Origin of the sequence: Streptomyces sp. NPDC004539, from assembly GCF_040610055.1 — a bacterium.
Lineage (GTDB): Bacteria > Actinomycetota > Actinomycetes > Streptomycetales > Streptomycetaceae > Streptomyces.
Genome location: NZ_JBEXLS010000011.1, coordinates 87,485 through 106,581, shown reverse-complemented (window position 1 = coordinate 106,581; position 19,097 = coordinate 87,485). Strand labels below are relative to the sequence as shown.

Annotated in this window: 21 protein-coding genes; all 21 read right to left on the bottom strand. The window is 70.0% G+C overall.

The genetic code is table 11. The features are described from left to right. Nucleotides 1–5 precede the first annotated feature (5 nt). Complete coding sequence (locus ABZX85_RS23460; RefSeq protein ID WP_355871834.1) at nt 6–803, bottom strand: N-acetylmuramoyl-L-alanine amidase; 798 nt, start codon at nt 801–803, stop codon at nt 6–8. A 59-nt stretch (nt 804–862) separates the two neighbouring features. Next, complete coding sequence (locus ABZX85_RS23455; protein WP_355871832.1) at nt 863–1,975, bottom strand: hypothetical protein; 1,113 nt, start codon at nt 1,973–1,975, stop codon at nt 863–865. Nucleotides 1,976–2,009: 34 nt separating this feature from the next. Beyond that, a complete protein-coding gene (locus tag ABZX85_RS23450) occupies nt 2,010–2,150 on the bottom strand; it encodes a hypothetical protein (protein ID WP_355871829.1) in 141 nt (46 codons plus the stop codon). 8 nt (nt 2,151–2,158) lie between these two features. Continuing rightward, nucleotides 2,159–2,782 (bottom strand): hypothetical protein, encoded by a 624-nt coding sequence (locus tag ABZX85_RS23445; protein WP_355871826.1) that lies wholly within the window; start codon nt 2,780–2,782, stop codon nt 2,159–2,161. 13 nt (nt 2,783–2,795) lie between these two features. Further along, the gene (locus ABZX85_RS23440; RefSeq protein WP_355871823.1) at nt 2,796–3,398 is read right to left on the bottom strand and encodes a hypothetical protein; all 603 of its coding nucleotides are present in this window, start codon (nt 3,396–3,398) and stop codon (nt 2,796–2,798) included. Next, a complete protein-coding gene (locus tag ABZX85_RS23435; protein WP_355871820.1) occupies nt 3,395–4,486 on the bottom strand; it encodes a DUF5047 domain-containing protein in 1,092 nt (363 codons plus the stop codon). The genes ABZX85_RS23440 and ABZX85_RS23435 overlap by 4 nt, the downstream gene beginning before the upstream one ends. Before the next feature lie 13 nt (nt 4,487–4,499). Continuing rightward, a complete protein-coding gene (locus ABZX85_RS23430; RefSeq protein WP_355871817.1) occupies nt 4,500–6,725 on the bottom strand; it encodes a hypothetical protein in 2,226 nt (741 codons plus the stop codon). A 5-nt stretch (nt 6,726–6,730) separates the two neighbouring features. Further along, entirely contained in the window at nt 6,731–11,065 is a 4,335-nt protein-coding gene (locus ABZX85_RS23425; RefSeq protein ID WP_355871814.1) for a hypothetical protein, read from the bottom strand. A gap of 13 nt (nt 11,066–11,078) precedes the next feature. Further along, the gene (locus ABZX85_RS23420) at nt 11,079–11,411 is read right to left on the bottom strand and encodes a hypothetical protein (protein ID WP_355871811.1); all 333 of its coding nucleotides are present in this window, start codon (nt 11,409–11,411) and stop codon (nt 11,079–11,081) included. A gap of 80 nt (nt 11,412–11,491) precedes the next feature. Next, nucleotides 11,492–11,824 carry a hypothetical protein gene (locus ABZX85_RS23415; protein ID WP_355871808.1) on the bottom strand — a complete coding sequence of 111 codons (333 nt, stop codon included), beginning with the start codon at nt 11,822–11,824 and terminating at the stop codon, nt 11,492–11,494. A gap of 78 nt (nt 11,825–11,902) precedes the next feature. Then, nucleotides 11,903–12,463, bottom strand: a complete 561-nt coding sequence (locus tag ABZX85_RS23410; RefSeq protein ID WP_355871805.1) for a hypothetical protein — start codon at nt 12,461–12,463, stop codon at nt 11,903–11,905. An 83-nt stretch (nt 12,464–12,546) separates the two neighbouring features. Next, a complete protein-coding gene (locus ABZX85_RS23405; RefSeq protein WP_355871802.1) occupies nt 12,547–12,951 on the bottom strand; it encodes a hypothetical protein in 405 nt (134 codons plus the stop codon). Nucleotides 12,952–12,962: 11 nt separating this feature from the next. Continuing rightward, on the bottom strand, nt 12,963–13,157 hold the full coding sequence (locus ABZX85_RS23400) for a hypothetical protein (protein ID WP_355871799.1): 195 nt from the start codon (nt 13,155–13,157) through the stop codon (nt 12,963–12,965). A gap of 409 nt (nt 13,158–13,566) precedes the next feature. After that, the gene (locus tag ABZX85_RS23395) at nt 13,567–13,905 is read right to left on the bottom strand and encodes a hypothetical protein (protein WP_355871796.1); all 339 of its coding nucleotides are present in this window, start codon (nt 13,903–13,905) and stop codon (nt 13,567–13,569) included. After that, nucleotides 13,905–14,516: a hypothetical protein gene (locus tag ABZX85_RS23390; RefSeq protein ID WP_355871794.1), complete on the bottom strand. Its 612-nt coding sequence runs from the start codon at nt 14,514–14,516 to the stop codon at nt 13,905–13,907. The genes ABZX85_RS23395 and ABZX85_RS23390 overlap by 1 nt, the downstream gene beginning before the upstream one ends. 14 nt (nt 14,517–14,530) lie before the next feature. Further along, entirely contained in the window at nt 14,531–14,740 is a 210-nt protein-coding gene (locus ABZX85_RS23385) for a hypothetical protein (protein WP_355871791.1), read from the bottom strand. A 1-nt stretch (nt 14,741) separates the two neighbouring features. Beyond that, a complete protein-coding gene (locus tag ABZX85_RS23380) occupies nt 14,742–15,122 on the bottom strand; it encodes a hypothetical protein (RefSeq protein ID WP_355871788.1) in 381 nt (126 codons plus the stop codon). Between the two features lie 9 nt (nt 15,123–15,131). Next, nucleotides 15,132–16,076 (bottom strand): phage major capsid protein, encoded by a 945-nt coding sequence (locus tag ABZX85_RS23375; protein WP_355871785.1) that lies wholly within the window; start codon nt 16,074–16,076, stop codon nt 15,132–15,134. 57 nt (nt 16,077–16,133) lie between these two features. Next, nucleotides 16,134–16,652, bottom strand: coding sequence for a hypothetical protein (locus ABZX85_RS23370; RefSeq protein WP_355871782.1), 519 nt, complete (start codon nt 16,650–16,652; stop codon nt 16,134–16,136). Nucleotides 16,653–16,707: 55 nt separating this feature from the next. Beyond that, the gene (locus ABZX85_RS23365; RefSeq protein WP_355871779.1) at nt 16,708–17,694 is read right to left on the bottom strand and encodes a hypothetical protein; all 987 of its coding nucleotides are present in this window, start codon (nt 17,692–17,694) and stop codon (nt 16,708–16,710) included. Further along, nucleotides 17,678–19,090, bottom strand: coding sequence for a phage portal protein (locus ABZX85_RS23360; RefSeq protein ID WP_355871776.1), 1,413 nt, complete (start codon nt 19,088–19,090; stop codon nt 17,678–17,680). Before ABZX85_RS23360 ends, ABZX85_RS23365 begins: the two co-directional genes overlap by 17 nt. Nucleotides 19,091–19,097: the final 7 nt, after the last annotated feature.

Here is a 19,097-nt window from a genome sequence, read left to right as displayed (position 1 = left end):
GGTCCTCACTTCTTCCGGAGGCCGTTGGCGACCTCGTACGCGTACTGCCAGGTCTTCGGTCCGGTCAGCCCGTCGGCGGGCCCGAGCGCGGACAGGTAGTGCCGCTGCAACGCCTTGACCTTGTCGAGGTCGAGCTGCGTCATCGTCCGCGACGGCCCGACCTTGTACGCCGGACCCCACCCGCCCTTCGCCAGCCACTTCTGGAGCTGGAGCGCGAAGTCGTTGTGCGCGCCCAGGACGAAGTGCGACCGGCCGGGGAACGGCGGCGCTGCGGGCGTCGATGGCGGCTGGACGGTACCGCCCGGCCGGGGAGCGCCGCGCTGCACCCACGCGTACAGGGGACCGCCGGGGCAGTCGGTGGCGTAGCCGTCGCGGTGCCCCTTGATCTCGGTCCCGGCGCCATGCTCGCGGAGGAGTTCGATGCCGTCGCGTATCGCCCCCAGCATCGCGTCCGTCGGCTCGGTCAGGCCCTCGTCTCCGACCAGGCCGACGATCGCGTAGTGCGCGCGGTTCAGGTCCTGGTCCCCGTTGGCCCCCGTCCGCTTCCCGATCCCCCGCCCCTCCAGCAGGTAGCCGTGAGGGCAGGCCGCGTAGTTGTAGGCGACGTCGGAGTAGTTCTCCTTCTTGTTGTTGAGGTGGCTGACCCGTATCGCCTTCCACTCGGCGATGCACGCGTCGTGGTCGGTGAGCAGGCGCGGGCTCACGTCGGTTCCCTCGTAGTGGACCTTGACGCCCTTCGTGGACGTCTGGGTCGGCGCGGCCGAAGCGGGCCAACCCAGCTGGGCGCGCGTGACGAGCTTCATCGGACTCCTCGGGGCACAGAAAAACCCCGGACCGGACGGTGCGGGGCAGACGGGGTGGGTCAGGTGCAGGAGAGGGAGACCGGCGGGACCCAGACACGGCCGTCACCCGGGGAGCCGGCGCGCGGCGTGTAGTCCAGCGGCGTCACCAGCGTCGGCGCGGCCGTCTCGTTACGGGTGCCGAGCCAGAGGTCGATGATCTGGTACGGGCGGCCGTCCAGGACCGTCACGGTCCTCGGCTGGCCCCCACAGCTGTTGCCGTTGAAGATCCTGCGGCCGTAACTCGGCGCCCCCCAGCCGACGTTACCCGGCGCCGACCAGCCCGAGTACAGCGACGACGAGACCGCGTAGCCGATCGGGGTACCCGAGCAGTAGCCGCACCCCTGATCGGAGTAGGTGAGGACGTAGCGCTCGTGCTCGGCATCCCACCAGCCGCCCGGGCCCTCCGCGAGCGTCACGCCCGCCACGTGGACGACACCCACCCCCGCGTTGCCGCCGCTGCCGCTCCAGTTCAGCTCCTGGATATCCAGCCCCGTACGACCCGGCTCCGTGCACACGATCGCCGGACGGCCGCCGCTGCCGCTCTCGATCATCCCGAAGTCCCCGTTGCCGGGACACCGGTTGAGCGCCGGCTTGTTGAACGAGCCGGACGGCGCACCCGCCGTCGGACCACACGGACCCGTCGGCGAGTTGCAGCCCATCACGTTGTACGCGTTCGCCGCGCCATCGTCCGTGTGCCTGGGCGCGTTGAACCAGAGGATGAACACCCCGTCGTCGTAACCCCAGCCCGTCCGCTGGATCATGCGCGGGTTGAAGCAGCCCCGGCCCGTCCCGCCACAGGTCTGCGCCCACGTACGGCCGGTCGACGGGTCGACGGACGACGGGGAGAACAGGAGGGTCGGCGTGGACCACGGCCCGGCGAGCGACGGCGCCGTGCTCACCCCGAACCCGCACCACGGGGTGTTTGCCACACCCCACTGGAAACCGCACGCGTACATCGACCCGTACATGTAGTACGTGCCGCCGAACTTGCGGATCGTCGTGTCGTGCAGATCCACGCCCTCAATCAGGACCGGGCCGGACGGGGGGTCGTCCGCAGGAGCCGGAGACGCGCTGGCGAGGAGGACGGCGAGAGTGAGGGCGAGCGCGGCCAGAGCGGCACGGAGTCTCGGCACGCCTGACCTCCTTTCGGTCAGGCGGGGTTGACGGTCAGCCGACCTGCGGGGGCTGGGGTTCGGGGGGCGGGGTGGGGATTACGCCGAGGTCGACGAGGGTGTCGACGTCAGCGGCGTGCTCGTCGACACGCGGTTGAGCCGGGCGCACCGGCGGGACTTCGTCAGGCGTAGACACGGGACCCCTCAGAGTTGACGCAGGCGCAGGGACCGGTAGCGGAGGTTCCCGGTGTTGGCGACGGTCCGATGCTGGAGGGCCACGGTCACGGTCTCCCCGACCGCACACGAGATCTCCTGCGTGATCGTCAGCGGGCCCACCGACAGCATGTTCGCCCACACAGTGGCCGCCGCGTCGTTCGGACTGTAGATCGTGCCCGTGACGGTCCCGGACGCCGTGAACGACGAAAGGACGGTGCTGCCGCCGGAGTTGTCGCAGCGCGTCTTGAACTCGACCTCGACCGCTCCCGACTTCGGGCCGACGATCTGGGCGGACAGGAGTCCCGAGCCGTTGACGTACGTGGTTGAGGTGACGGTTCGGTTAGTCGTGTCTTCGACGAACGTCCGCGTGAGCGCGCGCCCGAGGACGACCCACGCCGACCCGTCGTACACCGTGAGCTGGTCGACGTCCGCCAGCCACGCAGTCATCCCCTCAACCGGGGCCGCGAGCGTGGCCGCGCGCGCGGACGCCGACGCGAACCGCATGACGCTGCGGCCGACGAGGGCGTCGATGGACGAGCCGACGGTGGAGATGTTCGGAGCGTCGGCAAGCGCGGGGATGACGATCGTCTGTCCGTAGCTGTCTGTCGCCATGGGTACGTGCCTCTCAGCTCAGCCAGAAGGACATAGGGGAAAGGAAGACGAGGGTGCTGACGCTGGGGCCGCGGTACTCGATGGTGCCGTTGGTCCGGATGATGCCGCGGCACGCGCCAAAGTTCGTGCCGTTGGTGCCGTGGGTCATGCCCATCACGATGTCCATGTCCGTCGTCGGCCGGACCCCGACCGGGAGCGTCGCCCACACATCACCCGACACCAGCGTCGTGCTCTTGGTGGCGCTTCCGCGAAGCTGAACCTCGCGGCCGATCACCCGGTACACGGGAGCGAAGTAGCCGGCCGCCGCCGAGAATCCGCCGGCGAGCGGGAGCGCCGTCCACTCCCCGACCGATGTCGCGAGCCGGTCGAGCGCGAGCCAGTTCCCGCTGGCCGACTGGGAGATGACGATCGTGTCCCCGACCACCGGGTCGATGAACCGAGCGACCCGCCGGATACCGGAGATCCCGGCCGCCGTGAGCGTCCCGTCCGTCGCCACCGCCGACACGACGGCAAGCTGCCAGTTGGATCCCCGTACGGCCGGCGTCCCAGCGCCAGCGTCGACAGCCGACTGCCGCATCGCGTCCGCGAGGTCAACCTGGATGGAGGTCGTGTTCACGTACCCTCCTTCGCCGAGATCGTCTGGATGGTGAAGGAGCCCCCGAGGTCGAGCGGAACCGTGAAGCCGGCGACCTGGTGCAGTTCCTTGGAACCGTCCGGGTAGACGACGCGGAGCACGTCCCCCACCTCCAACGCAGGGTTCGGCAGGGAGCTGATGTCGGCGGACGCGTTCGGTGCCTGAGCGGAGCGGAGCAGCAGCGTGGCCGCGGCCGTGCACGCGCCGACCGTGGTCAGCGTGCTGGACGAGTAGAAGGTGGGACGCCTACCGAACGGCCCAGACCAGTAAGTCGGGCTCCCCGAGTCGTTGTCGACGATCAGCGCGGACACCGGGGCGACGTTGGACTCCGTGTTCTCCCCGCGCGCGAGCACCCCGTTGTTGACCTTGTCGGCGGTCATGCCGCGCGCGGCGGACACGTACGCGCCGCCGTCGCCTGCGGCGATCGTCCACACCGGGGTCGCCGTCGTCAGGTCCGGCAGCTCGGCGACCGTGAACACCCCGTCGGGGTCGCAGAACACCATGGCACCGATCGCCCGCCCCAACTCCACGACAGCCGCCCACGGGTCCGCCTCGACGTCCCACGTGCGCGGGCCGATCGCCGCGTCCGTCGCCGAGTTGATGACGATCGCGTCCGGAATGGACCGCTGGATCAGGGACGTGATCGCGCCCACCGCCGTACCGCTGGCCCGGTACGGCGAGGTGAACTTGTCGTCGGCAATCACGCACTCCAGCGACTTCCCGGCGATCGTGACCGGGCCCTCGTCGACGTCGCCCGACACCTCGTCGACACGGAACACCCCGAGCGGTACCAGCTCGGTGGTGCCGTCGGAGTACTGCACCCCCCGCGAGATCCGCAGGCGCGAGCCGTAGACGCTGATCTTGTCGGCCGGGGTGCGCGGGATCAGGGACGTGTCCGGCGAGGTCACCGAACACGTCCGCCTAACCGCGCTCTTCAGGTCCACCGGCACCGAGCCGCCCGTGTGATCCAGCCGGACGGTACTGCCGTCCGTCCGGAAGAGGACGACCTCGGTGATCGGAGAGTGGGACTCCGTGATCGTCTGGAGGAAGCGAGCCGACACCGAGTACACGCCAGCCTCCTTGCTACTTCGGCTGGTTGAGGAGGACTTTCTCCCACGTCACGAACGCGGACAGCACGTCGGCCCAGGTGTTGTTCTCGGTGAGGATGTCCTGCCAGGTCCGGCCCGCCGACGAGGCGACGCCCACCGACACCGGCTGATCGGCCTGCTTCAGCGGCAGCGTCCACTCCCGCCACAGTTCCGGGGCATATGGCGTCGTCCGAGCCTCCGTGACCGCGCCGACGTTGACGTACGTGTCGTCCACGCCCATCCCCGGCGCCGCCTGCCACAGCAGTACGTTGCCCGAGTCGAGGAGCCAGTGGAGCGCGGCCCGCTCCTCGTCCGATCGCGTCCACACCGCGAGGTCCCCGGCCAGCCCCCCGCGCACATCCGACAGGACCACCGAGTTCCGGCGCCTGCGGACCCGGTATTCGGACTGGGCGATCTCCCGCTGCCAGTCCGGCGCCCGCCGCACCATCACCATCATGTTCCGCTGCGGGTTGCCGGGGTCGCGCAGCCAGGCCACGTTGGGGTCGTCGTGCGGGACTGTGACGGGCCCGGCGAGACGCGTCTGCGTCACCGCCCCGCCCGAGCGGACCTCCGCGTAGTACGACACCGGGATCGTCAGCGGCACCTCGTAGTCCTCGACCACCAGCGTCTCCGCCGTCCACGCCAGCCCGTCGATCAGCCCCGTCGACCCGCGTACGAGCGTCCGCGTCCCGTCCGGGGTGATCCGCCACACCGTGATCGACCCCGCCGTCAGCTCCCGAAACGTCACCAGGACCGACGCCGTCACCGGATTGACCGTGGCCTCCGACAGCGGCACCGACTGCCACAGACCGACCCGGTCCAACCGAAGCACCGACGACGTCGCCGTCGCCGTCAGAATCAGCTCGACCGCCGCCTGAGTCGCACCCGCCGGAGCCGTGAACTGGCTGGCCAGCCACCACCAGCCCGGCGTCGGCGCCACGATCGCGTTCGCCGCCGTACGCCCCAAGTCGGTGTTCGCGGCGTCGTACCAGCGGATCGCCCGGCTGAAATTCCAGGACCCCGCCGAGACCTTCAGCCCGGTCTGTACCGTCCACGACTGCCCGGCCGCCGCCCCGACCGGATACCGGCCGGACTGGATCGTGGTCGTCGTCGCGGTCGCCGACGACACCGACATGCTGTACGAGCCGTCAACGGCGTCCGTACCCCACGGCTCCACCCGCGCCAAAGTCCCTACCCCGGACAAGACCGTCCAGCCAGAGACGGACTGCTCGAAACTCGCGTCCCGGTAGGGGACGACGGACCCCGCGTACACCACCGGGGACGCGAGAATCACCGCGCCGTCCGTGCGCAGCACCTGCCCCGCCGTCGCCGTGCTCAGCCCGAACGCGACCGTCGCGTACACAGCGCCTGCGGGCGCGTAGTCCGACACGCGCTGCCGGTACCAGCCCGTTCCCGGCGCGTTCAGGACGCCCCGAGTCGCCTGGACCTGGGCGAACGCGGCGTTGTAGAACCGCAGCTCGATCCACGCCGCGCTCCCGGACGCGGGCGGGTTGAGGTAGGCGTACGCCAGATACTGCTGGCCCGGCGTCACCGACGGCCAGTCCGTACTGCGGAAATCCGCCGCCCCGTTGGCCGTGACGGTCATCGTCGCAACGTGACCGCCGCCCGAGTAGGCGGCCGCCGCCCAGTTCACCGGAGGCACAGTCCGGCTGACCGAACAGTTTGTTACCGCCAGGTACTCCCAGCTTGCCGCCCGCTCAGACGTCTCCGCATTCGCCGACAGCAGGTTGCCCGTGGTGCGCTGCGGGAGCCCGAAGTAGACGTTGTCGTAGTAGCTGAGCACGGCGCCCGCGGCCGGGGCCGACGACAGGAGCACCTGCGCCTGCGTCGCCCCGTCCGGAGCCCAGTCCGCCACCGCGATCCGATGCCACGTCGCCGACGCCGACGACGTCGTCAGCGACCACGTGACGCCGATCTCCGCCGATGACGCGTTCAGCCAGCGGATGCCGATCCGCTCCGGGACCGTCGCCCCGCTGGCGTCCGCGAACGCCTCGTACTCGGCGCCCTGGATCACCGGGTACGAGGCGACCGTCCGCGCCTGCATCTCCCCCGACGCCACGGAGCGGACGGCCAGACAGCCGTCCGTCACCGTCCCGCCAGTGCCCCTGCTGAGCGTGCAGTTGAGCTTGACCGCCCAGCCCGACGTGTTCGGATCGACCGTCGACGTCGTGTCCGACAGGAAATTCCCGGAGATCCCCACTCAGGTCACCCCTTCCGGCCGGCGCGCAGGGTCGACACGAGCTGACGGTCCCGCTGATCCATCACGCCCCGGACCACGCCGAGGAGTTCACCGCTGTCGAGGTACAGGTCGCCCTCGAACTGCGCGGGGCCAGCGTCCGCGCGCGCGGCAAGCGAGGTGAGCGCGTTGGCCTGAGCCGTCGTGAACACCGGCTCCGGGCGGCCCGTGCCGTTGTAGGCCAGGTTGAGGCCGGGCTGGAGGTAGCCGCCGGCGTCGTACGACCCCGGCTTGAACCCGTACCACGAGGCGAACAGCTTGTCGTTGTAGCCGCGGGCCCTGTTGCCGACGACCACGCCGTCACCACCGCGGCTCTCCACCTTGGTGCCGCCGAGCGTGCCCGCCGTGTGCCCGACCCCGGCCGCCGTGATCCCGACCCGGAACGGGCTGTTGCCGTGATACACCCAGCCGGGAGGCGCCGTCTTCCCGGAGAAGGCGTGCGTGCTCCATCGCCGGTGCGGCTTCTCTCCGCGGAGTACGGACTCGATCGCCGACATGAACCCTGAGCAGTCCCACGACGGGTTCCCGTTACCGCCCCACTGGTACGGCAACCCGTTCTGGGTTTTCGCCCAGCGCAGCGCGGCCTGGATCTTCGGGCCGCCGAGACCGCCCCCGCCCTGCTTGTCCGCCTCCTTGCTGTAGCCGAACAAGGCGTCGATCATCCTGGTCGGGATGCGGCGCGTCATCTGCCCGAGGCCCGTGTCCGCGCCCGGGAAGTTCCGCAGCAGCGGGTCGACGAGGTTCTTCACGCCCGCCCGCGCGGACGATTCGAGCAGGTCGGTCAGCCAGCTCGCGCTCTCCTTGACCTTGTTCCAGGCCGCCGAGCCCGCGCCGAGCACCGCCGACCCGGCCGACTTGATCCAGCCGAAGATCCCGCCGTCCGCGAACCGCAGGGTCCGGTCGACGCCCGTGCGGGGGTTGCCGCCGAGCAGCGGGGCGAGCTGGCGTCGCACACTGTCCGCGCCACCCGACTTCGCCAGCTGGTTGAAGTAGGACACGAAGCCGGGGCCGACCGCGCGCGTGAACTCGGGCCGCATGATGGCCTCGCCGCCGGACATCTCCAGCGCCCCGCCGGTCGGACTGTAGAACTTGTGCGGGTCCCGGCCGGGCGTGTAGCCGGGCAGGACGCCGCCCTGGGCGAACTTGAACGTGTGCAGCTTGGGCGCCCCGAACGCGCCGGCGATCTGGTTCCAGACGCCGACGATGCCCTTGTTGTAGACGGTGTCGACGATGAACTGGACCGGTTCCCGCGCGATCTGCTTGATCTTGTCCCAGGCGGTCTTGATCCCTGCCCGTGCGGCATCCCATGCGGCGACCGTCTTGCTCCGCAGGGTGTCCGCCCAGCCCGGGATGGTCTTGGTGAAGAACGTCCCGATCGGGGAGAACACGTTCGTCTTGATCCACGTCCACGCGTTCCCGATGCCGTTCTTGATACCGGTCCACGCGGTGATGATCTTGTCGCGTAGGTTGGTCATCGCCGGAGCGAGCCGGGACACCACCCACGTGATCAGGCCGGAGATCGCGGTGACGAGACCCGTCACCCAGCCGATCACCGTCGTGAGTGCCTTCGCCATCCCGCCGATCAGGAACTTCGCCAGGGACAGCAGAGGCGGAAGCAGGAAGTTCAGAACGCGGACCGCCAGTTCCACCACCAGGCCCACCAGTTGGGCGATCGGGGGCAGCAGCGGCACCACCGCCACCAGCAGTTCCACACACGCCTGTACCAGCTCCACCAGCGACGGCAGCAGCTGCACGATCAGCCCGACCGACACTTTCAGGACCAGGCCGATCAGGTTGCCGAGCATCGGCAGGATCGGCACAACCGTGAGCACGAGCTTCAGGAACGCGTCCGCCAGCGGCGGGATCGCCGCAGCCAACGCGCCCGCGAGGACGCCCGCGAGATCGGCGATGACAGGCAGGAGATCCGTCACGACGGGCAGGAGCTGCCGGGCCAGCCCGGCGTACGCCTGCCCGAGGGGACCGAGCATCGACATGAACGCCTTCACGATCACGCCGATCGCGTCACCCAGCATGGGCAGGATCGGCGCGAGCGCGGCGAACACCTCGTTGACCAGCCGCATCCCGATCGGGATGAGCGGCTTCAGTGCAGTCATGAGCTGCCCGAGTGCGGCGGCGAACACCTTGGCGATCAGTCCGGCGAGCTGCCCGACCAAGCTGATCAGCGGGGTGAGGACCGGCATCAGCGCCTGGAACGCCTGCGCAATGATCTGCCCGATCTGCACCAGCGCGGGCGTGAGCGTCTTGACGATCTGAGCGAGCGGCCCCACCAGGACACCGACAAGCTGCTGAACGACCGCGATGATTGGCGTCAGCGCGGGGGCGAGCGCAAGGACGACCCCGGCGATCAGGTCCGCAATCGGCTGCAAGAGCGGCACGATCGCGCGCACGATCTCCACGATTGCCGTGCCGACCTGCACCAGCACCGGCATCACCGCCCGGATGACCGGCATCAGGGCGGCGCCCAGGACGGTGACGAGCTGAGTGAGAACCGGGCCGAGGACGACGGCGAGCTCGGCGATCGGCTGCACCAACGCGGCGATGAGCGGCACGACGGCCTGAACGATCGCCCCGATGACGGGCACGAGCGCGCCGACGACCTGGGCGACCGACGCGAACAACTGCCGCAACGTGGCCTGCATCTCCGGCGCCGCAAGGATTTTCTTGATCTCGCCGAAGACGTTCCCGAGCACGCCGACGATCTGGCCGCCCGCGTCGCCGGCGGCCTTGAAGATCTGCGAGACGACGCCGAGGACGTTCCCGAGGAGCGTCCCGAACCCGGAAAGGATCTTGAAAGCGGTGTCGATCGCCTGCTGGAGGCCGCCCGACGCGAAGCTCTTCGCGATCCCGTCCGTGAAGCTCTTGATGGCTCCGGCGAACTGGGTGAGAAGCCGGTTGAACGCGGGCTGCGCCGCCACCGAAAGCTGACCGAACGCACCGATGATCTGCTTCGGGGTGTCCTTGAAGACCGCGAGGTTCTGCTTCGCCCCGGCGAGGATCTTGTCGAGGATGCCCGAGCCGGCCATCTCCTGCACACCGGACGCGGCGCTCTTCGCGATCTCGTTCCAGACGCCCGAGATCCCGGTGAGGCCCCGCTTCAGGATCGGGATCGTCGTACGGCCGAGCTGCGTGACCGTGGAGTCCAGGCCCGCGAAGAGCGCGTTCTGCACCGACAGGCGCATGTCGGTCCAGGCGGGAGCCAGCCCCTTCACCGCAGAAACGAAGGACCGCGCGTTGGGGGCGAGTTTCGACATCGCATCGTCGAGCTTCGACGTCTGCGCCGCCGCAGCAGCCTGAGCGTCCGCGACCGCCGCCGCGGCGTCCGACACGGCACGCTGGGCGTCGGCGATCTGCCGGGCGCCGTCCGCGCGCGCTTCAGTCACGCCCCGCTGGGCGTCCGCGAGTGCGCGCTCCTTGTCGGCGACCGTCGCGTTCGCGTCGGAGATCTTCTTCTTCGCGGCGACGACCTGCGTACTGCCGTCGACGCCGGCCTTGTCCGCGGCCTTCGTGTCGTCGGCGAGCCGCTTCGTCTCGGTGCGCTGCTCCCGCAGGTTCAGCGACGCCTTGTCGTAGGCGAGCTGAAGCTTGGCGAGCTGCTCGGGCGTCACGCCCGGGTTCGCGCGCGCGGCGTCGAGTTCCTTCTGAGCTTCGGTCAGCCGCAGCACGGCGTCCCGCTCATCGAGCCGGGACTGCTCCAGGCGGAGGTTCATGTCCTCCAGCGCCCGGGCCGCCTCCTTGCGGGCGGAGTTGAGGTCCGCCTGGACGTCACGCGCTTCACGCTGGGCGTCGGCGAGGTCCCGCTCGGCGTCCACGACACCGCGCTGAGCGTCCTGCACGCGCTTCGCCGCCTGCACGCGCGCGTCCGCGAGAGCGCGTTGCGCGTTCGCCAGCCCGCGCTGCGCGCCCTCGACAGCCTTCGTCGCCGACGCCGCGGCGTTCGCGTCAGCCGACCCGTCCGCGAACGCCGCCTTGAATGCATCCCCCACCCCGGACAAGCCGAGCTTGAGGGCGCCCGCCGCAGCGCCGGCCGTAGCCAGGGCCGGGGCGAGCACTGCGGCACCTGCGGCGGCAGCGTTCAGATTGGCGGCGATCGCCACGCCCGCGAGCGCGCCGATCCCCTTGAGGCCGGCGCTGACGCCGGCGCCGAACGCCTTCGAGAAGGCGCCCGCCCCGCTGCGGCCCGCGTTGGAGGCGCGGGCGTTGACGGAGCGGGACCAGTCCCCCTCGAACTCCGGACGGATCGAGACGTATCCGCGTCCGACGAGAACACCACCGGGACCGGCCACCGCGCACCCCCTGTTACTGGTTCGCGGCGGGCCTTCCGAAGACCTGCGCCAGGTGTGCTGCTCCGGAGCCGTGGCGGCCACCGAAACGGATCACGTTGCTCTTCTTGCTCTCCACGCCGGGGCGCGGGATAGGGTCCGGCGGCCTCAGGCGTCTGGTCGCCTTCGGGTCGCCCCCGAGCTTGACCGTGATGAACGTGTTCTCGCGGATCGCATCAACCGCCGACGCGAGGAGCTGCCGGTCGAGCGTCCACGCCTCTTCCTCCGGCGTGCCCCCGCGCACCGCACGCGCGGTCGCGGAGTCGGGCGGGAGATACCTCAGGAAGACGCGCAGCTCACGCCACGACATCTCCCCCCGGTACAACTCCAGCAGGGACCGGCCAGGCCAGTACCGGGCCACATCCCACTCGACGGCCTCCCCGTACTCCGTCAGGAATCGGCGGAGGCCGGAGATTCCCCCGGCCCGACCCCGGAATGCTTCTGCCACTCCTCGCCGATCACCTCGATGTCCAGGAACGTGAACCCGGCGTCGTACATTCGCTGCACGGTGTCGGCGCCGAGGACGTCCTTCAGGACACCGGGGATGTCGTCGAGGTTGCCGACGCGCTCCTGCAACTCGAACGGCAGCGCACGCATCGGCGGGAGCGTGAACTCCACGCCGTGCAGCTCGAAGGTGGTCGGCTCCGGAAGCGCGTCCTTCTTCTGGCCGACGAGCGCGTCCAGGGAAACGACCGGCCGTCCGGCCGGCTTCTTGGTAGGCATTGGTTCTCCTCGCGGGTTCAGCGGGTTGAACCCCGGCAGGCGCGACCCGCATCGCACACCTGCCGGGGAGTGAGGGGGTTAGGCCGCGGCCCAGGCGGGGTCGCTGGACAGCCACACGGCGATCTCCGGCGCAGTGTCCGCGTACGCGGACACCGTCATCGGCAGGCCGACCGCGTCCGAGCGGGCCAGGGTGATGCTGTCGCGGTTGGTGACCTCGCCACGGGCGATGACCAGCCGGTTCTTGATCGTGCCGTCCAGCCACTCCAGGCCGATCGCCCGCTCGTCCGGTGACGGTGCCGCCGGGATCGCCAGCTTGTGCACGCCCGGCGAGACGTCCGTCATCGTCGACGACGGGAAGTACAGCGTGATCGTGGTGGTCTTCAGCTCGATGCAGGTGAACTCCAGCGTCATGTCGACGCCCGTCAGCACCTTCCGCACCGGGGACAGGGACTGCCAGGCGTTGATGTCCTGCGTGTCCGTCGAGTACGACATCACGACCCCGTCATCGGACAGGTAGCCGAGGTCCACCCAGCCCACCCCCCACGCCGTGTCCAGATCGGTCGGGGCGGTCGTGCCCTTCGGGGCGATGTACACGGAGCCGTTGAGGCCCACTCGCACGTTGTCGGCGTCGTTCGCCATCGGGTTGCCTCCAGGCATAGCGAGGACCCGCACGGCCAGACGCCGACGGGTGAAATGGTCAGTTGGGGTGCGGGTTGGTCGGGCTACGCGGGGCGGACCACCATGCTCATCACGAGCACATACCGTGGGATCGGGTCCGTCTCGGCGGACGGCTCGTAGGGCAGCCAGATCACGGACGTCTCGCTGACGTCGTAGATGCGCGCCCCGGACTGCGCCGTCCCGGCCGTAGCGATGAGCCGCGCCGAGACCTCTGCGGCCAGATCCCGGGCCTGCTTCTTCGTCGCGGCCAGCACGTCGACGTCGATCGTCCGGTCTGCGGTGATGCCGCGCTGACGCGACCCTCCGCCGCCTAGCGTCGCCGAGACGACCCCTGTCGCGAGACGGGCATCCAGATCGGCCGGCCACTCGGTGCCCACCGTCGTAGCGACCGCCAGCACGCCTCGCAGGTAGTCGACGACGACCTGCTCCACGTCGGGCATAGCCGCCATCGGCAGCGGGCTCACCGCCGCCTGCGCGCCGGCTCAGGAGAAACCGCCGCCTGCCTCTCGGGCTCGGCGGGCGGCGCGGCAGGCTGATCCGCGAGAACCCCCGCGACCAAACCGTCCCGCGTCAACGCCTTCACGGTCGCCTCGTCGACGTCGAGGACCTCGCCGGGCGCGCGGTCGCCGTACCAGGCCGCCAGTCTGATGCGCATCAGGTACTCCTCAAGCTGTCCAGGGCACGCCCGAGCGTGCGCGTCTTCGGCGAGTGACCGCCCTGCGGGCGTTGCCGGACAGACCGGAAACGACCCCGCCGGTCACGTCTGCGCTCCCGAGTGAAGCCAGTTCCGAACTCGACCTGGAGCGTCCATGGCGCGGTCGCGCCGAACTCGGCCCGCCAGCCGTTCGGCCGCAGCGTTACCGCCGAGTAGACGCTCGCCGCATACTCCCCGTGCCGCTGAACCGACGGGTCGTATGTCGGACCCGAGTACCGAGGCGCCGTCGACCGGGTAACTGCGGCACCCCGCTCGGCGGGCTGCGCAAGGAGATCTCTCACTCCCGGACTGCGGGCCATCTCGCGGAACAGGTTCGGGTTCGGGACATACCGGAACGAGGCGCTCGCCATCAGGCCACCTCCCGAAGGTCCGCCTCGATGTGGTGTACTCCGCCGCCTGGGGCGGGCCAGCGGGCCACCTTTCCGGCGACCTGCATCGTCGTCCCCCACGCCTCGACCCTGTCGGTCTCCCGCAGGTCGAGGTCCATCCCGCGGGGGGTGTACAGGCGCCAGCCTGTGACCGTGACCTGCTTGTCGTCGGTGTCCTCCGTCGCCCCGCCGTTCGGCTGGACGTTCACCCCGGACACTGGCATGCGGGCCGCGCCGGCGCCCCAGTCCGGCTTCTCGTTGCCGTACTCGTCGACCGCCGTCCCCGGGCGGACGATCAGGATGTCCTGGAGGTACAGCATCAGCCGCCCCTCAACCGCACCGAGCCCGCCGTACGCCGGTATCGGTCCAGCACCCTCTGCTCCGTACGGGACAGCAGGACGCCCAGGTACTCGCCGACCGCCGGGATCAGATAGGTGACCGACTCTCCCCCGACCGTCTCCGAGCGAATCCCGCTGGGGTTGACGATCACCCGGTTCGCGGCCTGCGCCACGATCGCCTGGATGTCCCCGGGGACCGGGTCCCAGCCGTGCGTGTACGTGACCGTCACCTGGGGCGGGCGGTGCGCGGCGGGCGGCTGGTTCCACGACCACGCCCGCAGCAGCAGGTCGTTGCCGTCCTGCCACCAGTCCGCCGTCGCCACACCGTCGACCGCCACCGCCTCGACCGACTCCACGGGCCGCTGCGGCAACGTCACCACCCCCGCGCACCCGTGCCGGAGCGGGTCCGAGCGACGCATCGTGAACACGTTCGTCGTCGTCGCCCGGGTGATGTCCTGCCGAACGTACGCCCGGACGATGCTCGACGCCTGATCCAGCAGCGCCTGAGCCTGCAACTCCTGCTCCGGCGTGAACGACCTGCCGAGCAGAACGGCGAGATCGGCCACCGTCGCCAGCGAAGGAAGCACAGCCACGGTAGCCTCCCCGCCTATTCGTCGCCGGTCTCGGCCTGCGTCCGCTTCAGGACCCCGGCGACGGTGTACGACTCGTCGTCCGCGTCGTCGACGCGGTCCCCGACGTAGCCGACCGCCCAGCCGCCCCGCTCGTGGACCTCGTCGACGAACGCCGGAACCTCGCCGACCTGTTCACCCTCGACCGGTTCGGGCTTCTTCGCCGCCGCCTTGCGTGCGGTCGCCATGTCAGCCCCTCGCCCTCTGCTCGACCCGCGTGAACGTGTTCGTGATCCGGTCCGGCGTGGCCGTACCGGCATTCGCCGCGGCCACGGTGTACGTCTCGGACTCCGCGTCCGTCTCCGGCGACCAGCCGGTGAACCCGTACGCCTGCGGCTGCGCCCGCCCCAGCACCACCGACGGGGAGCCCGACGCCGTGGCCGCTGCGGACAGCGTCGCCGCGGTGTCCGACGCGACCGACGCGATCGTCGCCCCCGCCGGAATCCCAGTTCCCGTGATGGCCCGGCCGGCGTCCTCCTCCTGGAAGGTGCCGGCCGCCGCGGTGAGAGCGGTCGTCGAGTTGGTGGTGACGGTGACCGTGCGCGCCTCGTTCGTACGCCCAACTGCCATGACGGCTCCTTACGGCAGGTCGAGGCGGGCCACGGGGTACCGGGACGCCTCGGTCGGCTGGTCGTTGTTGATGGTGTTCGCGACCTGCCAGCCCACCCGGAACGTGAGCCGCACCGCGGTCATGTCCTGCTGGGCGAGGTTGTAGATGATCGCGCCGGTGTTGTCCTGGATGACGGCCTCGGTCAGCACCTTCATCGTGATGTCCTGTCGGACACCGACGACGAACTGCGACCAGTCACCCATGAAGAGCTGCGGGGAACCGGACGCGGTCGGCCACAGGCCCCGCATCGGGTAGGAGATCGGCAGGCCGTCGAGCGACAGCAGGTTCCCGGCGACCCGGGACTCGTCGAGCTTGCGCCCCTGGCTGTCCCTGCTCTTGCGGAGCTTCGACTTGACCGAGGTCGCCGCAACGAACCCGGACACCTCGTAGCCGTCGGCCTCGACGAGCCCGTAACCGTTGTCGATGTCGCCGAAGAACGCGCCCGCCGTCGCCGCCGAGTTCGCGGTCACAGAGTTGCCTGCGGCGGTCGCGGCAGCGGCGATGTTCGTCGGCCACGAGCCCGGGGCGTTCGTGCCGAAGTACACGGCGGTGTCCAGGGTGCGCCCCATGGCCTCCGTCATGAGCGGCATGGCCTCGTCCCAGACGTTCGCGTCAACGTCGGCCAGGACGTTGTCCGGGACCGGCATGATGACGGCGATCTCCTCGATGTTGAGGAACTTGTTCGTCCAGTTGACCTCGGTCGTCTGCTTCAGACCGGTGTCGCCCGTGACGAAGTACGCCGTCGGCAGCGCCGACAGGACCGGGAACCGGACCTGGTTGCGACCCACCGGAACCCGCTTGAACAGGCTCAGCACGGCGGACTGCTCGATCGCCTTCCCGAGCATCTCGTTCGAGACTTCCTCGGGGATGAGGGCCTGCGCGTCGGTGCGCGACGTGATGTTGTTGTACGGCACGGCTCAGTGCCTCCGTTTCGGATGGGTCCGGCCGGAACGAGCCGCGCCGGGGGTGGATCAGCCCAGGCCCGCCTGTCGGCGGATCAGGGCGTTCATGTCGGTAGGGGCGGCAGCCGACTTCCGGACGCCGCCGTCGTAACTCGGCGCCTGCCGCTGCTGCTGCGCACCGAGTGCTTCCAGGAGCTGGTCGGCGTCCGCTTCCAACTCCTCGACGGTCGCGCCCTGGAGGCGGGCCGCCCACTCGGCGGGGAGCTTCTTCTTTGCGGCGACCTCGTACCGCAACAACTTCGCCGTCGCCGATGCCGCCGTCGTTTCTGCGGCGGTGGCCCGATCGGTCAGCTTGTCGAGGTCGGTCTTCTTCGCGTCCTCGTACTGCTGGAGCTTCGTGTTGAGATCGTCGATCTGCTTCTGCTGCGTCCTCGTGGCGCGCTCGGCAGCGACAGCCCGCTTCCGTTCGGCGGCGAGCGCCTTCTGCCCGGCCTCGCCGAGACCGGGGATGTCGTCGTGCTGTCCGGTGTCCGTCGCGGACCCCGTGTCGTCGACGTTGTCGGTCGTGCTGGTGTTGTCGTCAGCCATCGCGGCCGACTCCTTCCGTACGCCCCGCCCTCGCGGCAGGGACACTCAAAATCGGCTACACGATGTAGCCGTACCGGCGCAGCAACCGCAGCTCTTCAGCGCGATCGTCCGCAATCCGGAAAATCTCCTCCGGCATCAGCCGAGGGGTCGTCGCACGCGCGTAACGCTGGCCGGGAACCCGGGCGAACTCGCCGCCCGCACGCCGCAGTCGACGCCCGTAGACGCCGCGCCGCGTCGTCCCCTCCGTAGTGGCCTGCACGTCCCGACCGAAGACGTGAGCCGTCGACATGCCCCGCCGCGCATTCACGACCTGGCCCACATCCGCGCCGTCGCCGATCGCACGAGCCCCCGCCACCGTGAACACCCGACGCTGCTCACGCTCCGACATCCGGCCGACCAACTGCCGCGGCGTCGGAACCCCAGGCCACTCACGCTCGCGCAGAGGCAGCGTCTGGCAGTCGCAGTTCGGATGCCGAAGGAAACCCTCGCTCCGGCTGTACATCTGGCCGGACAGGACGATGCATCGCGCGCAGGCGGGTAGCTGCACCACCCGCACGTAGGCCACACACGACGGATTCGCGGCCATCGCGACCTGATCCGCAGACCGGGCCGCATCCGCGACCGCTGTCGACGCGTACCGGGCCATGTCGGCGAGACCGCCGAGCATCGCCTCATCCGGCGTCAGACCGGCCGCCAGACGCTGCCGTACGCCGATCGCGGGCAGGTACAGCAGTGTCTCCAGCGGGCCGCCGTCCGGGGCGATCCCCGCGAACGCGGCGGCGACCAGCGATGCCTCCGCGAACGCCGAACCGCCCTGAGCGGCCATCTGTGCGGCGATGTACGCCTGCGCCGCAGCCGCCACCGTGAGCTGACCCTCAGCGACCGCGGTCACGATCCCCGCGCCCGCGTCACCGAGCAGGTCCTCCTCGACACCCGCCGCCGAGAGGCCCCGCCAGATCTGCTGAATCCGCTCGACGATCGCCCGGATCGTGGAGGTGACCTGGCTGTAGCGGGCGCGCCCCAGCTCAGTCGGCGTTGCCACCGGCCGCACCCGTCACGTCCGGCTTCGGGCCGAACAGGCTCGCAGGGTCCCCGCCTAGGACGCGAGCGGCCTGCTGATCCGCCCACTCACGCCACTGCGCGATTTCCGTCTGCGAGGCTCCCCAGCGCTCCCACAGTGCCTCCCGCGGCACGCCCAGTGTGCTCATCTTCACGAGCGCGTCCACGAGTTCGCCTTCGGTGCGGAACTCCGGGTTGTGCCAGATCGTCTCGATCCGGGACCTGTCCCGGGTGTCGCCCGCCGCGCGCAGCGCCAGCCGGGCGACCTCCTCCTGCCCCTCGCCGAGTGGTCGCTGCCTCTGTCGGATCTTCGCCACGAGCCCCGACTCGGTCGCCTTCAGCGTCTCCCCGTTGACGTTCGACAGCTTGCCCAGCAGGTACTGCGCCGGCGTCCTGCTCCGCGCGGCCATGTGCTGCACGTCGGCCTCCACGGAATCGAGGTACGGCCGCAGGTCGGTCGCCTGGAACTCGCCGATCTTGACGTTCTCGTCCTCGATCACCCACAGTCGGTCCACCGCCGCCTTGAACGGCTCGATCGGCTGCCCGTTCTCGTCCGTGGGGACCTCGTAGCCGGTCATCCACCGCTGCCGGAACGCCGAAAACTCCTGCGCCATCAGCCGGTCGATCAGCGTCTTGTTGATCCGGTCCTGAATGTCGAGGAGGTCCTCGATCTCCGAATGCGCCTCGCCCAGCAGGTCGGGCCGGTTCGGAATCTCCACCAGCGGCACCACCTGCAACGGATTCGGCGCCGGCCACGCCTCGCCCGCCGCCTCGCGCGGCACCCAACGGGGCGGACCGGTCATCCCGGACTTAGAGGCGGGGGCCCGGTACTTGTAGAGCAGGCCGTCAACGAACAACGTCGCCATCAGGTCGCCGGTCCAGTCGTCGGTGAACGTCTTCAGCCCCGCCCGCCGCTGACGGCGACTCCCTGACTCGTAGGCAACAACCGCCTGCGTCGCATCCTCCGCCGTGATCAGCGGCGTGGCCGCATCCCCCGGGTTCGGTGCCACCAGCGCGAACGCCCGACCCACCTTCACCGCCTCGGCGAGCTGGAGATCGGAGTCGGCGTCCATGTTGTTGGCCTGCCAGATCCGCCAGATCTCCGAGTCCCCGACCTCGGCGTCCCCCATCCGGAACCCGTCGATCTGAAGGCGCTCCGCGGTGGCGTCGACGACCAGCCCGGCGTAGTTCGAGCGGGCCTGCTTCAACAGCCGCTGGAACGCCGGACGGGCCTTGTCCTGGATCATCGGCAGAGGATGGTCGCCCGAGTAGTACTGGCGCATCGTGTCGGCGTACTTCCGCCGCTCAACGAGCTCCTTCCACAACCGGTCCACCCACCACAACGGCTCACCCGGCTGGGGGGTCTGCGCGAGGGCCACGAGCACC